This window comes from Ensifer sp. GW821-FHT05G01 (assembly GCF_059419585.1).
This window is the reverse complement of the sequence record NZ_JBWKSC010000007.1, coordinates 266,905-283,480: the sequence shown is the minus strand read 5'-3', so window position 1 is coordinate 283,480 and position 16,576 is coordinate 266,905. Positions and strand designations below refer to the sequence as shown.

Annotated in this window: 13 protein-coding genes; 1 reads left to right on the top strand and 12 read right to left on the bottom strand. The window is 63.2% G+C overall.

All coding sequences use genetic code 11. The features are described from left to right. The first annotated feature begins 45 nt into the window (after positions 1-45). On the top strand, positions 46-858 hold the full coding sequence (locus AC07UR_RS19040) for a nickel-binding protein (protein ID WP_173421396.1): 813 nt from the start codon (positions 46-48) through the stop codon (positions 856-858). Here AC07UR_RS19040 and AC07UR_RS19035 read toward each other — a convergent pair. The 12 genes from AC07UR_RS19035 to nirK form a co-directional block, all read right to left on the bottom strand. Beyond that, complete coding sequence (locus AC07UR_RS19035) at positions 855-2,207, bottom strand: siroheme synthase family protein (RefSeq protein WP_209789120.1); 1,353 nt, start codon at positions 2,205-2,207, stop codon at positions 855-857. The genes AC07UR_RS19040 and AC07UR_RS19035 overlap by 4 nt on opposite strands. Continuing rightward, positions 2,179-4,836: a nitrate reductase gene (locus tag AC07UR_RS19030; protein ID WP_209789118.1), complete on the bottom strand. Its 2,658-nt coding sequence runs from the start codon at positions 4,834-4,836 to the stop codon at positions 2,179-2,181. The genes AC07UR_RS19035 and AC07UR_RS19030 overlap by 29 nt, the downstream gene beginning before the upstream one ends. A 2-nt stretch (positions 4,837-4,838) precedes the next feature. After that, positions 4,839-5,189, bottom strand: a complete 351-nt coding sequence (nirD, locus tag AC07UR_RS19025; RefSeq protein WP_173421393.1) for a nitrite reductase small subunit NirD — start codon at positions 5,187-5,189, stop codon at positions 4,839-4,841. A 4-nt stretch (positions 5,190-5,193) separates the two neighbouring features. Further along, positions 5,194-7,653, bottom strand: coding sequence for a nitrite reductase large subunit NirB (nirB, locus tag AC07UR_RS19020; protein WP_209789116.1), 2,460 nt, complete (start codon positions 7,651-7,653; stop codon positions 5,194-5,196). 6 nt (positions 7,654-7,659) lie between these two features. Then, positions 7,660-8,460 carry an ABC transporter ATP-binding protein gene (locus AC07UR_RS19015; protein WP_173421391.1) on the bottom strand — a complete coding sequence of 267 codons (801 nt, stop codon included), beginning with the start codon at positions 8,458-8,460 and terminating at the stop codon, positions 7,660-7,662. A 14-nt stretch (positions 8,461-8,474) separates the two neighbouring features. Next, positions 8,475-9,368, bottom strand: coding sequence for a nitrate ABC transporter permease (gene ntrB / locus AC07UR_RS19010; protein WP_209789114.1), 894 nt, complete (start codon positions 9,366-9,368; stop codon positions 8,475-8,477). Positions 9,369-9,431: 63 nt separating this feature from the next. Next, positions 9,432-10,724, bottom strand: coding sequence for a CmpA/NrtA family ABC transporter substrate-binding protein (locus AC07UR_RS19005; RefSeq protein ID WP_209789112.1), 1,293 nt, complete (start codon positions 10,722-10,724; stop codon positions 9,432-9,434). A 354-nt stretch (positions 10,725-11,078) separates the two neighbouring features. Further along, positions 11,079-12,374, bottom strand: coding sequence for a CmpA/NrtA family ABC transporter substrate-binding protein (locus tag AC07UR_RS19000; protein WP_209789109.1), 1,296 nt, complete (start codon positions 12,372-12,374; stop codon positions 11,079-11,081). A 55-nt stretch (positions 12,375-12,429) separates the two neighbouring features. After that, complete coding sequence (locus AC07UR_RS18995; RefSeq protein ID WP_053248712.1) at positions 12,430-13,017, bottom strand: ANTAR domain-containing response regulator; 588 nt, start codon at positions 13,015-13,017, stop codon at positions 12,430-12,432. A 243-nt stretch (positions 13,018-13,260) separates the two neighbouring features. Next, on the bottom strand, positions 13,261-13,962 hold the full coding sequence (locus AC07UR_RS18990; RefSeq protein WP_327795819.1) for a Crp/Fnr family transcriptional regulator: 702 nt from the start codon (positions 13,960-13,962) through the stop codon (positions 13,261-13,263). Between the two features lie 119 nt (positions 13,963-14,081). Next, positions 14,082-14,999: an SUMF1/EgtB/PvdO family nonheme iron enzyme gene (locus tag AC07UR_RS18985; RefSeq protein ID WP_209789107.1), complete on the bottom strand. Its 918-nt coding sequence runs from the start codon at positions 14,997-14,999 to the stop codon at positions 14,082-14,084. 109 nt (positions 15,000-15,108) lie between these two features. Beyond that, the gene (gene nirK / locus AC07UR_RS18980; RefSeq protein ID WP_173421386.1) at positions 15,109-16,251 is read right to left on the bottom strand and encodes a copper-containing nitrite reductase; all 1,143 of its coding nucleotides are present in this window, start codon (positions 16,249-16,251) and stop codon (positions 15,109-15,111) included. Positions 16,252-16,576 lie beyond the last annotated feature (325 nt).

Here is a 16,576-nt window from a genome sequence, read left to right as displayed (position 1 = left end):
AGACTGCTGGCCGGCTGTGGCGACGGTCCCCTGGGGAGCGAACGAATGCCTATCTTCATGGACCGGCACGATCTTGCGGGCGCTTCTGCCGAGGATGTCGCCGAAGCGCACCTCAAAGATCTCAGCATACAGGACCAGTATGGCGTCAAGTTCCTGACTTACTGGTTTGACCACAGGCGCGGAACGACGTTTTGCCTCATCGACGCGCCGGATGCTGAAACCGCGCAGTGCGTGCACCGGGAGGCGCATGGGTTCATCGCAGGCGAAGTCGTGGAGGTTGCCCTGTCTGCCGTCGAGGCATTTCTCGGGCGAATACAGGATCCGGAGGCGGCGGGTGCGATCTCGAAAGACATGGACCCCGGTCACCGGGCAATCCTTTTCACCGATATCGTCGGATCCACCGAAATGACATCGCGTCTCGGCGATCGCATGGCCACGGAACTCATCAGAGCGCACGACGCCCTCGTTCGCAGCTGCCTGGGACGACTATCCGGTCGCGAGGTCAAGCACACCGGGGATGGGATTATGGCGGCGTTCTCTTCCACGGCATTTGCAGTCGACTGCGCGATTGATATCCAACGCGAGTTCCACCGCTACAACGCAGGCAATGGCGAACCTATCCACATCCGCATCGGACTGGATTGTGGCGAACCTGTCGAAGACAGCAATGATCTCTTCGGCACGACGGTGCAGCTGGCAGCAAGGCTTTGCGCTGCCGCCCGTAGCGATCAAATCCTGATTTCGGAGAACATTTTCCAGGAGTATGGCAAGGTCGATGTCTTCACCCACGGCGCCCGCCATAAGCTGAAGGGCTTCGCAAAACCGGTTATGGCCTATCGGTGCGAATGGCTGGGTTAGCTGCCGCCTGCGCCAGCCCGTGAGGTGATCAGGAGCGCAAACCTTGCAAATGCATCCGCGATTGGTCGGCCGCTTGTCAGAGGACTGCGGTCCGCCGGCCGCTTCGCCTCGTGCGCGATACCGTGTTCGAAGGGCCCGCCCCGATCCCGGCCCGGTCCGGAGCGAAGTTTTGACGGTTGCATTGACCATCGGCCCGGACGACGAGGGATGGGATCGGCAGAGTTACGTGCTGGGCGAGGGACACCAAGCCGGGCGATCTCACCATTCGTCACCGCAACACCCGGGACGACGTCGGCCAGTATGCCCTGGTGACGCAACCGGACGATCTCTTCGCCGGCCCCCTCGGACGTCACCGGGTCACCGGATGTCAGGCGGACGACATGCTTGCCGGCACGCGCCAGCGACACCACCGTGCCGTGGACGTCCTCCTGCCCATGGCACGTGCGGCCGCTGCGCTCATCGACGGGAAGGCGGGTAGCCTCACGTCGGGCAAGTTCCAGCACCTCATCGGAAATGCCGTGGTCGAAAAGGATGACATCGGCTGCCTGAAGGGCGCGCACCGCCTTCAGCGTCAGATGCTCCGCCCCGCCGGGGCCGGCGCCGACGAGCGTGACGCGGCCGGTGTCGGTCCGGTTCGCCGAGAAGCGATCCATTTCCGTCACCAGCCGCATCTCGACACCCTCCTCCGGTGTCTCCTGAAAGGCCCGATCGACAAAACGTTCCCAGAAAGCGCGCCGCGCCGCACCCGCCTTCAGCCGCGCATTGACCGTTTCGCGGAGCGTCTGCGCCAGTGAGGCCCAATCCTTAAGAGCCGGCGGCAGCAGCGTCTCGATGCGCCTGCGGATCGCTTGCGCGAGGATCGGCGCCGCACCGTCCGTCGAGATCGAGACCACGACAGGAGAACGGTTGACGATCGATCCGAACTGGAACTGGCAGTAAGCCGGCTTGTCGATGACATTGGCAGGGACGCCCGCATCCCGCGCCGCCTGACAGAATGCCTGCGCCTCCTCCTCCGTTTCGCAGTCGGCAATCGCGAGCGCCGCACCGGCGAGCACCTCGGGCGTCCAGGCCACGTTGTGATGCACGAAGCTGCCCTGCGGGTGCGGGGCCCTCCCCGCAATCAGGCGGGCACAGACCTCTCCCAGATCCCCGCTCGGCGCATAGACGTGAACCTCAGCGCCGCAGGCCGCCAACAATTCGGCTTTCCAGGCGGCGGCGTCGGATCCACCGACCAAAGCGACGCGGCGACCCTCGAGCGCCCAGAAAACCGGGAGCTTCGCCAGAGGCATCATGCGCGGTCGCTCGGCGCGCAAGGGTTTTTCATTCCGCGGCAGCAGCAAGGCATCCATCGACGATCCCCCTGATCTCGGCGCGGCAGGAGCCGCAGTTGGTTCCGGCATTGAGTGTCTGGCCGACGGCTTCGACCGTGCGGCAGCCGTTGCGCACCGCTGCAACGATCTGAGTGACGCCGACATTGAAGCAGGAGCAGACGGTGGCACCCGGATCGGGCTTGTCCGCGCCCGGACGGCCGGCCACGAGCGCGAAGCGCAGGCGCAGATCTCCATGCGAAATGCTGAGCTGCTCGACCGCCCAGTTGCGGGCAACGGCGACGGGCTCCGGCGCGAGATACAGCGCCAGCAAAAGCAGGTCGCCATCGAAAAAGGCAAGCCGGCGATGGCCGGACGGCCCGTCGGCATAGCCGATAGGCTCGACCTCTCCGGGGAGGTCGAAGATGCGGCGGCACCAGCCGACCCAATCCTCGGGCGCACGCCCGACGGCAAGCTCCAGCCGCCACCCGCTCTTTGCCTTTGCCAGCGCCCAATAGGCACAATCGAGCCCTCGTGGCTTTGCGGCACTCACCGCAAAGCCATAGGCGGAGGCGGCGAAACGCCGAGCGGAAACGGCAACGTTCTTGGAGGCGGGCTGGCCGGAGACGGGGTCGGTGATCGGCGGCACCAAGGCATCGATGCGGGCCTTTGCCGCGAACTGGTCGCTCCAATGCATGGGCACGAAGAGGTTGCCGCGCGCCTGACGTTCGGTAATCAGTGCCCGAACGATCGCCGTACCATAGGGGCTTTCCAGTGCCACGAGATCGGCGGGCGACAGGCCAAGTTCCATCGCGTCCCGTGGATGGATCTCGACGAAGGGCTCGCCGATGTGGGCGGAAAGCCGCGGGCTTTTTCCCGTCCGGGTCATCGTATGCCAGTGGTCGCGCACCCGGCCGGTGTTGAGGGTGAAGGGAAAGGCAGCGCTAAGGCGATCAGCGACCCCACTTGCCGCCGCGACAAAGCGCGCGCGACCGTCCGGATGATAGAAGCCGCCGTCGGCGAAGAAGCGCGTCGTAACGCTTTCCGTGCCGCGCGGCTGCGGCCATTGGAATGGCTGCAGTTCATCATAGCGCGGGCGATCGATTTCGGCATGGGCGCCGATATCGAAGTCGCGTCGCCCGAAGTTTTCGAAGCCGGAAAGGCCGGCATGTTCGGCAAAGATTTCTGACGACGATGTGTAGGCAAACGCACCTGAAAAGCCCATGCGATGCCCGACTTCGGCCAGTTGCCACCAATCGGCTCGCGCCTCGCCGGGGGGCGGCAGGAAACCGCGTTGGCGGGAGATGCGGCGCTCGGAGTTCGTAACGGTCCCATCCTTCTCGCCCCAGCCAAGCGAGGGCAGCAGCATATGGGCGTGGCGGGTCGTATCGGTCTCCTTCAAGACATCGGAGACGACGACGAAGGGACAGGCCTTGAGCGCCGCCTCGACCGCATCGGCATCCGGCATGGAGACAACGGGATTGGTCGCCATGATCCAGATCGCCTTGATGCGCCCGTCGGCGACCGCGCGAAACATGTCGACGGCCTTGAGACCCGGTTTCGACGCCAAGGCGGGCGCGCCCCAGAAGCGCCTGACCTGATCGCGGTGTGCCGCCTTCTCGATATCCAGATGGGCGGCGAGCATGTTGGCAAGACCGCCAACCTCGCGGCCGCCCATGGCATTGGGCTGGCCGGTCAGCGAGAACGGCCCCATGCCGGGCCGGCCGATGCGGCCGGTTGCCAGATGGCAGTTGATGATGGCGTTGACCTTGTCGGTGCCTGCCACCGACTGGTTGACCCCCTGGCTGTAGCAGGTGACGACCCGTTCGGTCGTTTCGAAAAGCCGGAAGAAGGCCGCGACTTCCGATATGGCAAGCCCGGTCGCCTCGGCGAGTGTGGCCTCGTCGAGTGTGCCTGCCGCCGACAACGCCTCGGCGAAACCGCTGGTGTGCGCTGAGACGTAATCATGATCGACCGCCGCGCTTGCTGCCAGATGCTTGAACAAACCGTTGAAGAGCGCGACGTCGCCATCCGGGCGGATCGCCAGATGAAGATCGGCGATATCGGCGGTCATCGTGCGGCGCGGATCGATGACGACGACCCGCATTTGCGGCCGCGCGGCCTTGGCCGCCGCCAGGCGCTGGTAAAGGACCGGATGACACCAGGCGAGGTTGGAGCCGGTCAGGATGACAAGATCCGCCAGCTCCAGATCCTCGTAGCACCCGGGCACGGTGTCGGCGCCGAAGGCACGGCGATGGCCGGCCACGGACGACGACATGCACAGGCGCGAATTGGTGTCGATGTTGCCCGAGCCGATGAAGCCCTTCATCAGCTTGTTGGCGACATAATAGTCTTCCGTCAGCAATTGCCCCGAGACGTAGAAGGCAACCGAATCCGGACCATGTTCGGCAATTGTCCGTGAAAAACGCTCGGCAACGCGGTCGAGAGCCTCATCCCAATCCACGCGTTCGCCATCGATCTCGGGATAAAGCAGCCGGCCATCGAGATCGAGTGTCTCGGCCAATGCCGAGCCCTTGGAACAAAGCCGGCCAAAATTGGCCGGATGGTCCGGATCGCCCTTCACGCCAACGCCGCCGTCATCGCCAACCGTCGCGATCACGCCGCAGCCGACACCGCAATAGGGACAGGTGGTCTTGACCTCGGTTGCCATGACTACTCCGCCGCGATCATCAGGCTTTTGAGTGCGATGAAGAGCGCGCCGCCATCGTTGCGCACGGGGATCGTGCGCACGGCCCCCTCGTCCGCACCCAGCGCCTTGCCGGTTTCGAGTGAAATGACCCAGTTGTGCAAGGGGCAGGTGACGGCCGTGCCGTGCACGATGCCCTGCGACAGCGGCCCGCCCTTGTGCGGGCAATGGTCCTCGATGGCGAAAACCTCGTTTTCGGCGGTGCGGAAGACGGCGATCTTGCCTTGAGGCGTTCGCACGCAGCGCGCGCCTCGAAGCGGGATGTCGGAAATGTCGCCGATTGGGTGCCAGTTTTCTGTTGGCCAGTTCATATCCATCACCTCACTCCGCAGCTTGAGAAAAGCCGACCGTCGCCATCGGCCGGAACTCGTGCTTGTCCTTGCCGGAGACACGCTCCGACCAGGGATCGACCTGGGCGAATTTCTGGCTGAAGACGAAGCGGTCGAAGAACGCCTTGCGCCGTTCGACGTCGCCCATGATCTGACGGCGGATCTCCTCGACGCCAATGCGCTTGGCCCATTTGTAGATACGCTCGAGATAGCGGCCCTGCTCGCGGTACATCTGCGTCAGCGCGACGATGTGCTCGAGCGCCTCGTCCTCGGTCCTCACCAGACCGAGAACCTCGGTGCCCTTGATGTCGAGCCCGGCGGCACCGGCGAAGTGGATCTCGAAGCCGCTGTCGACGCAGATGACGCCGATATCCTTGCAGGTCGCCTCGGCGCAGTTTCTCGGACAACCGGACACAGCCAGCTTCAGCTTTGCAGGTGTCCACGATCCCCACATGAATTTCTCGATGCGGATGCCGAGCCCGGTCGAATCCTGGGTGCCGAACCGGCACCAGTCGGAACCGACGCAGGTCTTGACCGTGCGCAGGCCCTTGGCATAGGCCTGACCGGAGACGAAGCCGGCCTTGCCGAGATCGGCCCAAACGGCGGGAAGGTCTTCCTTCTCGATGCCGAGCAGGTCGATGCGCTGACCCCCGGTCACCTTCACCATCGGGATCTCGAACTTGTCGACCACGTCGGCGATCGCCCGCAATTCCTGAGAGTTGGTGACGCCGCCCCACATGCGCGGAACGACCGAATAGGTGCCGTCCTTCTGGATGTTGGCGTGCACACGCTCGTTGATGAAGCGGGACTGATAGTCGTCGGCGTATTCGTCGGGCCAATCGCTGACGAGATAATAGTTGAGCGCCGGCCGACATTTGGCGCAGCCGCAGGACGTCTTCCACTCCAGTTCCTGCATGACGGCGGGAATGGACTTCAGCCCCTTGGCCTTGATCAGTCGGCGGACATCGTCGTGGCCGAGTTCGGTGCAGGTGCACATCGGCTGGACGGCGGCGGGATTGTAGGCTTCGCCCAATGTCAGCGACATCACCTGCTCGACAAGCCCGGTGCAGGAGCCGCAGGATGCGGACGCCTTGGTATGGGCACGCACCTCGTCGAGCGACGTCAGTCCCTTGCCGGTAATCGTCGCGACGATCTTGCCCTTGCACACGCCGTTGCAGCCGCAGATTTCCGCATCATCCGGCAAGGCTGCAACGGCCGCCGTAGGGTCCAGCGGCGACCCTCCCTGATAGGCCTGGCCAAAAATCAGGGTTTCGCGCATGGCGGTGATATCAGCGCCCTTCTTCATCAGATCGAAGAACCAGGATCCGTCCGATGTCTCACCGTAGAGGACGGCACCGATGATACGGTTTTCCCTGAGCACGAGACGCTTGTAGACGCCGGCAGTCGCATCGCGCAGGACGATCTCCTCGCGACCTTCGCCATCGGCAAAGTCGCCGGCGGAGAAGAGATTGATGCCGGTGACCTTCAGCTTCGTGTTGGTGACCGAGCCATGATATTCCGCCTCGCCGCCGGCGAGCCGATCGGCAAGCACCCGGGCGCTCTCATAGAGCGGCGCCACGAGGCCGTAGCAGGTCCCGCGATGTTCGGCGCATTCGCCGAGCGCATAGACAGCCGCATCCGACGTCATCATGCCGTCGTCGACGACGATGCCGCGGTTGACGGCGATACCCGCCTCCTTCGCCAGATTTGACGCCGGACGAATGCCGACGGCCATGACGACCATCGACCCCTCGATGATGCGGCCGTCCTCGAGCTCGATGCCCTCGACCTTCGTTTCCCCCAGGATGCGCTTGGTATTGGCCTTGGTAACGATCTCGATGCCGCGTTCGGTGAGCGCCTTTTCGAGCATATAGGCGGCGGCCGGATCGAGCTGCCGCTCCATGATCGTCGGCATCAGGTGGATGACGGTAACGTCCATGCCCTGACGCTTGAGACCGTAAGCCGCCTCGAGACCGAGCAGACCAGCGCCGATGACGATGGCGCGGCCACCATGCCTGCTGCCGGCGAGCATTTTCTCGACGTCGTCGAGATCGCGATAGGCCAGCACGCCTGGCAACTGGTGGCCGGGCACGGGAATGATGAAGGGGCTGGAGCCGGTGGCGATCACCAGCTTGTCGTAGGTGGCGGTGATGCCGTTTTCCGCCGTGACCGTGCGAGCGACCCGATCGATCTCTGCGACCTTCGCGCCCTTGTGCAAGGTGACGCCATTTGCGGCATACCAGGCGTCTTCGTGGATGACGATATCCGCATAGGCCTTCTCGCCAGACAGCACCGGCGACAGCATGATGCGATCATAGTTGACGCGTGGTTCGGCGTTGAAGATCGTGACCTCGTAACGATCAGGGGCCTTTTCGAAAAGTTCCTCGAGCATGCGGCCGGGCGCCATGCCGTTGCCGATGATCACGAGTTTCTCGGGAGCTTGGTGAGCCATGGGAAATCACTCCGCAGCTTCGACGAAACGGTGGCGCTCGTAGAGGAACTTGAGCACCGCTTCGCGGCATTTGAGATAGGTTCGGTCGGCCGCAAGCTCGATGCGCCGGCGCGGACGGGCAAGCGGCACGGCGAGGATCTCGCCGATGCGCGCCGACGGGCCATTGGTCATCATGACGATGCGGTCCGAAAGCAGCACCGCCTCGTCGACATCATGGGTGATCATCAGCACCGTGTTGCCGAGTTCGGCATGGATCTGCATCACCTGGTCCTGCAGGTGGGCGCGGGTCAGCGCATCGAGCGCGCCGAACGGCTCGTCGAGCAGCAGAACCTTCGGCTCCATGGCCAGCGCCCGGGCGATGCCGACGCGCTGTTTCATGCCGCCCGACACCTCGGAGGGGCGCTTGTCGCCGGCATGCGCCATCTGCACCAGCTCGAGATTGCGCATCGTCCATTCATGGCGCTCCGCCTTCGACTTCGTCGAACCGAAAACCTTGTCGACGCCGAGGCGAACGTTCTCGTAGACCGTTAGCCAGGGCAGCAGCGAGTGGTTCTGGAAGACAACGGCGCGGTCCGGTCCCGGCTCGTCGGCAACCCGGCCGTCGAGCAGCACCACGCCAGTGGTGGCCTGTGTCAGGCCGGCGACGATGTTGAGCAGCGTCGACTTTCCGCAGCCGGAATGGCCGATGATCGAGATGAATTCGCCCTTGTCGACGGAAAGCGAGACCTGCTTCAGGACCTCTGTCCTGACATTGCCGCGTTCAAAACTCTTGTCGATCAGTTCAAGCGAGAGATAGCTCTTGGTCATGATCTTTACCTTTCTCACGCGGTGGCAGTGCCGCGGGTGACGACGCGGCCGACGAGGGCGATGAGACGATCGAGGAAGAAGCCGACGATCCCGACGTAGATCAGCGCAACGATGATGTCGCTGATCAGCGACGAGTTCCACGCATCCCAGATGAAGAAGCCGATGCCGACGCCACCGATCAGCATTTCGGCGGCGACGATGGCGAGCCACGACAGGCCGATGCCGATGCGAAGACCGGTGAAGATGTAGGGGGCTGCCGCCGGCAGCATGATCTTGCCGAAATATTCGAAGGCATTGAGCCGCAGCACCTTGGCGACGTTCTGGTAGTCCTGCGGAATGTTGCGGATACCGACGGCGGTGTTGATGATGATCGGCCAGATGGCGGTGATGAAGATCACGAAGATCGCCGAGGGCGTACCGTCCTGGAAGGCGGCCAGCGACAAGGGAAGCCAGGCAAGCGGCGGCACCGTGCGCAGAACCTGGAAGATCGGATCGAGGCCACGCATGGCCAGCTGGCTCTGGCCGACCAGTGCGCCGAGCGCGACGCCGACGACTGCAGCGAGCGCATAGCCGATGGCCACCCGCTGCAGGCTCGCCGCAATGTGCCAGAACAGGCCCTGGTCGACTCCCTGGCCGACATAGAAGGGATGGGCGATCAGCTCCCAGCTTTCCTCAAGCACCCGCGTCGGAGACGGCAGGCTGGAATCGGGCGCCGAACAGACGATCTGCCAGGCGATGAGGATCAGCGAAAGCGTGACGATGAGCGGCGCGACGTTTGCGGCCCCGGCGGCGAGCCGCGCCAGCAGCGGACGGCTGCCTGCCTGCTTCACCGAGCGGGTAAAGGCAATCACTGGGGCCGCAGGCCGCGACGCCGGCTGGTCCTTGAGTTTGAGGTTGGTGACGGACATACCGTTCTCCTTGGAATTCGAAACCGGATGCCGGCGAGCGACGCCCGCCAGCACCGCGATGGTTCAGGCGACGCGCGAGATCGAAAGGCTCTTGAGATAGGCCTGCGGGTCCGCGGGATCGAAAACCTTGCCGTCGAAGAATTTTTCGATGCCGCGCGATGTCGAGGACGGGATATCGGCAACGCCGAGATCCTTGGCCGCCTCACGCCAGATGTCCTCGCGATTGACCTTGGCAACCAGCGCCTTGATATCGGTATCGGGCGCGAACTTGCCCCAGCGGATGTTCTCGGTCAGGAACCATGCATCGTGGCTCTGGTAGGGATAGGAGGCGTGGTCTCGCCAGAATTTCATGAGATGCGGGCTGGCCTCGACGACCTTGCCGTTGCCGTAGTCGTATTCGCCCTTCAGCCGATCGACGATGTCCTTCGGAGGAACGTTGAACCAGCTGCGCTTGCCGACGATCTTCGCCAGTTCTTCCTTGTTGGCCATGTCGTCGCACCATTGCGCCGCTTCCTGGATCGCCATGGTGAGCGCCTTGGCGGCGCGCGGGTTCTTCTCCACCCAGTCGGCGCGCATGGCGAAGGATTTTTCCGGATGCTCGTTCCAGATCTCGGCGGTGTTGACGGCTGTGTAGCCGATCTTCTGGTTGACGAGCTGCTCGTTCCACGGCTCGCCGACGCAGAAACAGTCCATGGTGCCGACCTTCATGTTGGCGACCATCTGCGGCGGCGGGACGACGATGGTTTCGACATCCGTGTCCGGATCGATGCCGCCGGCGGCAAGCCAGTAGCGCAGCCACAGATCATGGGTGCCGCCCGGGAAGGTCATCGCCACCTTGGCCGCAGCGCCTTCCACCTTCTTCCTGGCAAAGGCTTCCTTCAGGGCAGACGCGTCCAGACCGACCTTGAGATCGGCATAGGCGCCACCGACGGAGATCGCCTGCGCATCGAGGTTGAGGCGAGCGAGGATCGCCATCGGCAGCGGCTGGTTGTTCTGCGTCACCTTGCCGGTCGAAATGAGGTAGGGCATCGGCGTCAGGATATGAGCGCCGTCGATACCGGAACCGTCCGAACCGAGCACCAGATTGTCACGCGTCGTGCCCCAAGACGCCTGCTTGACGACGTCGACTTCGGTCATGCCGTACTTGTCGAAGAAGCCTTTCTCCTTGGCGATGATCAACGGCGCGGAGTCTGTCAGAGCAATGAAGCCGAGAACGGCCTTGGTGGTCTCGGGACCGGCCGATTGTGCAAAGGCGCCGGTCGGGAAGGCCGTCTTGACGGCACCGAAAAGGGCGGCCGTCGCTGTGGTCTTCAGCAGGCTGCGACGGGTCAGTCCGCCGGTCAAAAACTTGGTCATGCGCAGGTTCCTCTGCTGCTGCCGGGCAACGCCGGACATAAAAAAACGCCGCTTGGAGATTGCGTCCGGGATCAGGAGGAATCCTCGGGAAACAAAAACCTTGCGACGTCAGTGTCTCTGGCAAACGCGATCTGGCGTTTGAACTCGCTTCAATCGCCGTTGACCGAAGCGATTTCTAAAATGCAAAGGCCGTGCCAGTTCGAATGGCCGCAGCTTAGAGCATTGATATAAAAGGAAAAAAACTCGATCGACATAAATGCACAACAAAATAGCTGCTTTAGGCTCTGCTGAATTATTGTGCGCCGCACACAACGGGTCTGGCGACTCTGCCCAAACAAGCAGCGCCCGACAGTGTCAGTTGTCGGCGTCAAACGGCGCCGCACTGCCTTTGGTCCGGACCGGGAACGCCTCGACATAGGCCTCGATGGCGGCCGGGTCGAATACATGTCCGTCCATGAAACGATCGTCGGCAGATGCGCCCTCAATCCCGATGTCGGGCCCCGCCGGTACGGCGTCCTTCCCGAGAGCGAGGCGATAGAGATCCGGGCGGTAAGCAGACGCCGCCGCCGTCATCCCTTCCGCGCTGACGCTCGCCTGCCCCCAACGCGCCATCTGACTGTAGATCCACAGCGCATGGCTGGAGCGGGGGTAGTTGGCGAAGCCGCGATGGAAGACGAAATAGTCATCGATGACCCGGCGCTGCCCTTCCGCGTCGATGGTGAACTCGCCGGAAAGCACGCGGCGGATGATTTCGACCGGCGCGCCGACATAGTGCTGGTCGGCCAGCACACCGGACAGGCTATCACGATTTTGCGGATCGTCGCACCACTGCGCGGCGGCATCCAGCGCCACGATCAATCGCGAAACGGTCTCCGGATTGGCCTCGGCCCATTCAGGGCGCATGCCGATGACTTTTTCCGGCGCCGACGGCCAGATATCCTGCTTGGCGGCAACAATCCGGCCGACGCCGCGCTCGGACGCGACCATGTTCCAGGGCGCACCGACACAGAAACCATCGATCGCGCCAGCGGCGAGCGCGTCGGAGGTCATCGGCGGCGGCACGACCACGAGCTTGACGTCACGATCCGGATCGATGCCGCCGGCAGCCAGCCAGTAGCGGAATTCGTAATTGTGCGAGGAAAAAGGATAGGTGACACCCAGGGTCGGCGGCGCTTCGCCCAGTGAGGTCATGCGCGCAAGCACGGCGGCAAGCGCCCGGGCATTTGCAAGCGCGTCTCCGGCTCCCCCAAGCCCACCCTCCTCGACCATCCTGGCATAGAGCCGGTTGGACAGCGTGATGGCGTTACCCCCGCGTCCGAGCGAAAAGGGCGCGATCGCCGGCGACGGGTTGGAGCCGAGACCGAGCATAGCCGCGACCGGCATCGGCGAAAGCATGTGGGCAATATCGAACTGGCGAAAAGCCAGCCGATCGCGAACATTGGCCCAGGACACGTCCTTGACCAGGTCGAGCGTCAGGCCTTCCCTGCGGGCGAAACCGAACTCGCGCGCGGCGATAAGCACAGATGCGTCGACAAGCGGGATAAAACCGGCACGCAGCGTGCGGGCACCCTCGCCACGCAGCTTTTGCGGGGCCGACAAACCGCGACCCGTCGGGGTCTGGCCGCTGCCGAGATCGCCGAAATTGGCCATGACGTTCACTCCACTCACTCCTTGCAGCAAGCCGATGCGCAGCACGTCTTTACCATCACATCAACAGGCCGGCAGCCGTCACCACGCTTTGCGCGATCTCCGACATCTTCTTCTTTTCGTTCATCGCCGTCTGGCGCAGCAGGGCAAAGGCTTCTTCCTCCGACAGGCCGCGGATCTTCATTAGGATACCCTTGGCGCGCTCGACGACCTTGCGCTCCTCAAGCGCGGACCTTGCATCGGCCAGCTCCCTCTGCAGCCGGCTGAAGGCATTGAAGCGGCTGACCGCCATGTCGAGGATCGGCTTGACGCGTTCCTTCTTCAGGCCGTCGACGATATAGGCCGATACGCCCGCCTCCACCGCCGCCTCGATCGAGGCCGTGTCGGAGCGATCGACGAACATCGCGATCGGCCGCCCGACCGTGCGCGTCAACTGGAAGAGATGCTCCATCATGTCGCGATTGGGGTTTTCGATATCGATGACGATGACATCGGGCCTGAGGCTGTCGATGATGCGCGCGACGCCCTGTACCTCATGAATGACGGTGACCTTGCGATGACCCGCCTCGTGCAATCCTTCCTCGATGATCGAGGCACGGATGGCGTTCTCGTCGATGACGAGAATGGTGAGGTCGCGGTTTGTCATGGCACAATCATGATGCAGCGCAGCAATTTGCGCAACAGATTTGCCTGTTTTCTTGACAAATTTATACTAGCCTAATTTTTAGGCTAATTGCTCATCGCGTTGGCGTCAACCGGTTCACGGGAATTCCGCGCCAAACGACGGGCGCATCGAGGCCACATCGCCGGCCGTGCAAAAACCCGCCCGCGCCGCATGCAAGGCGAACGGTCTCACGAGCGAAGCGGCCCGATAACGAAAACGGTAAGCCTAGTTCTTCTCGACCTGTTCGGCCAGACGCCGAAGGCCTGGCAAATCACAGAGCAGCAGCTTCTGCCGCCCGCCCTGAACCAGTCCCCGCCCCTCCCAGGCGCTGAGAATGCGCGAAACCGTATGAAGGGTCGTGCCGGTCATTTCCGCGATATCCTGGCGGGAGATCGGGAAATCGATGCGCACGCCGAGCTCTTCGCGTTTGCCCGCCTGTTCGGCGAGCCGCAGGACCGCGTGCGCGACGCGGCGCTCGACTTCCTCCGTCGACATCTCGCGAATGCGGGTATGGGCCTCGTCGAGCCGCTGGCCGATCGTGTGCATCGCATTGATGGCCAGATGCGGATTGCTCTCGACGAACACGTTCCAGAGCTCGGTCGGCCAGGCAAGAACCAGGCTTTCCGTCGCCGTCATCGCCGTGCCCGGATAGTCGCTGCGCTGCAGCGCGCGGGCAAAGCCGAACAGATCGCCTGGGTTGACGACACGCACGATGATCTGTTGGCCATCACGGGTGACCTGGGTGACCTTGAGACGCCCGTGCAGCAGCAGGTAAAACGAGTCTGCCGCAGCCCCCTGCTCGAAGACCGCTTCATTCTGAGGAACGCGCCGCACCGTCGCATGCGCAAGAAGCCTGTCCAGCTCCTGGTCGCTCATCTTTTGAAACAGCGGGAGGGATTTGACGAGTGTTCGGTCCAGTGCAGCCACGTCGTTTCCTGTCTCCTACAGATCGGCGATGCGGGCTGCTATATCACGTGCGACCGAACCGAAAAAGCAGCCAGCGTCCACTCATCGCCTTGCAGGGCCGACAATGTACGCCTGCGCTGTTACACCGCACCGGGGAAACGGCGCTCGAAGGCGTACAGCATGTTCGCATACCAACGATCATCGCGAACCAGGCGGAAGCCAAGATTATCCGGCGGCACGCCGACGGCACACCCGCCGCTCTTCGGATCGCGAATGAAGAAGCTCATCGACGCGCGGTGCTTGCCGTCGACGACGTAGATGCCGCAGGCCGGTGCCTCCTTCAGCACCTCACCGTCCTCTCCGACCGTCACGCGACGGTGGCAGGTTTGCGTCCACTCCCAGACGTTGCCATCGAGATCGGCAACGCCGAATTCGTTCTCGCCGAACGTGCCCGACGGTTGCGGCATCGGGTTCTTCGACTTCTGCCGGGTCGACTCGCGCTCGTAGTCCGCAAGCCATCGGAGCGCCGGATTGTCCTTGCTGCCATCGATGCCGAGCGCATCGTCGGGAAACTTCTTGCCGGCGGCAAATGCCCATTGCCGATCGGTCGGCAGCCGCCAGACCTGGCCGGTCTTTTCGGTCAGCCAGGCGGCATAGTTGCTGGCGTCCGTGTAGTTGACACCGGTCATCGGCGTATCATTGCCAAGGCTCGCCGCCGGCTCGCCCTTTTCGCAGGCGCCGTCTTCGACGCAGCGTTGATAGTCCGCGCGACTGACCTGGTACTTCATGATCCTGAACGATTTTGCCAATGTCGCATCGACAAGCGGCGCATCGACGGCAAAGCCATTCTTGATGAAGTGGCCCTCGGCCCGATACTCCATGCTGCGCGGTTCAATCGTCACCGTCACCGGCGCTTCAACGCGGGTATCGACCGTTGCGTCGAGATCATCCAGCAGCCCGACCTTGGCCGAAAGCACCCCGCCGATGGCAACCAGTAGCAGGGCGGGAACGGCGACGGAAAACACCGAGACCGCATTCTTGTGACGTCTATCGCGCATGACCTTCCCCTTCTGTTGGCATGCGCCGATGAACCCGGCGCATGTCTTGTCGCTGGCTCGCGCTGTCTGAAGTCCCCCTCGGACAGCGCAGCCGATTGGCCGGCCGGGGTTACATCGACGCCGGCTTGACGACCGAGGTCATCAGATCGTCATTCCACTCGCCGGTGACCTTGAAGTGTCCCGCCGCGCCCAGCTCGAAAGCCTCGATCAGGTTGTGGTTGACGTAGGCATAGATGCCCGGCTGGCGGAATGTGTAGAAGGCCGCGCCGGCAGTGCCGCCCGGAATGAACCAGGTTTCCTGGTCGAGCTCCGGCGGGTTGCGGAACTTGCCGGTTGCCCAGACATAGTCGCCGTGTCCGCCGATCAGGTGCGGCCGCGTATCGCGGTTGGCCTGCGAGTGGATGACGAGCACATGCTCGCCCACGGCCGCCGTCAGCGCCTTCTCGCCGGTGAGTGCTCCGACCGCGCCGTTGAAGACGACGTGGGTCGGCGTCAGCGTGCGCATGGCCTTGACGGTATCTTCATAGGCTTCGCCGGGCGTTTCGTATTTCTTGTAGTTGCCGGCCTCGTCGCGCGGAATGTAAAAGTCCTGCTCGCCCACATAATAGACCTTGTCATAGGTCAGCGGCTGTCCCTTCTCGTCCTTCAGCCCGTCGCGCGGCAGCACCATGATGGCGCCGTTCATGCCCGAGGTAACGTGCCAGGGCACCATGCCTTCCGGCGCGCAATGGTAGACGAAGACGCCTTGTTTGGTCGCCTTGAAGCGCAGGGTCGTCTCCTCGCCGGGATTGACCTGCGTCAGGCCGCCGCCGCCGAGCGCACCCGTTGCCGCGTGAAAGTCGATATTGTGCAGCAGCGTGTTGGTCGCGGGGTTGATCAGCCTGAGTTCGACATAGTCGTTCTCATGGACGACCATCAACGGGCCGGGAACCGAGCCGTTGAAGGTCATGGCGTGCACTTCGGTGCCGTCGCCGTCGATCACCAGCTTCTTTTCTTCGATGGTCATGGTGAATTCGACCACGCGCGGGCCGGTCTTGGCGACCTGATCGTGAGCGTGAACGAAGGGCGGCGCAACGAGGTCGACCTTGACCCGCTCCAGTGTCGCAATGTCGACCGGAGCCGCGCCCGTTGCCGCGGGAGCGGCGGCCGTTGCGGCCTGGGTCGAAGTCGCCGTCAGGATCGGCGTCAGCGCGCCAGCGAAGGCGGCGCCGGCCAGTATCGTCCGGCGAGTCATCTGCAGCTGTTCTGTCATCATTGCTCTCCTTTGGCACGACCGCGCGACCGGAATGGTCGTCCGAAAATCATGCCGATATTCAACGTGTTACGGCGGCTCCTGCCGTCCCTGGCGGGCTCGCCTCAGGTTTTGACCACCTGTTTTCCAGCAGTCATGTCTCAAGTAGAACCGGGAGCGAAAGGCGTCTTTGTCATGGAACAAATCGGCCGAGGAAGGAGACGTTTTTCTGCAAATCTTCGCGCGGGAATGAATTGGCCGGGCTCTATAATTGCGTTTTCGCAAAGAGACCTCGGCAAGCCCCGGATACATCGATCCCATCCACCCGTCCGCCCAGCGAAAGAAC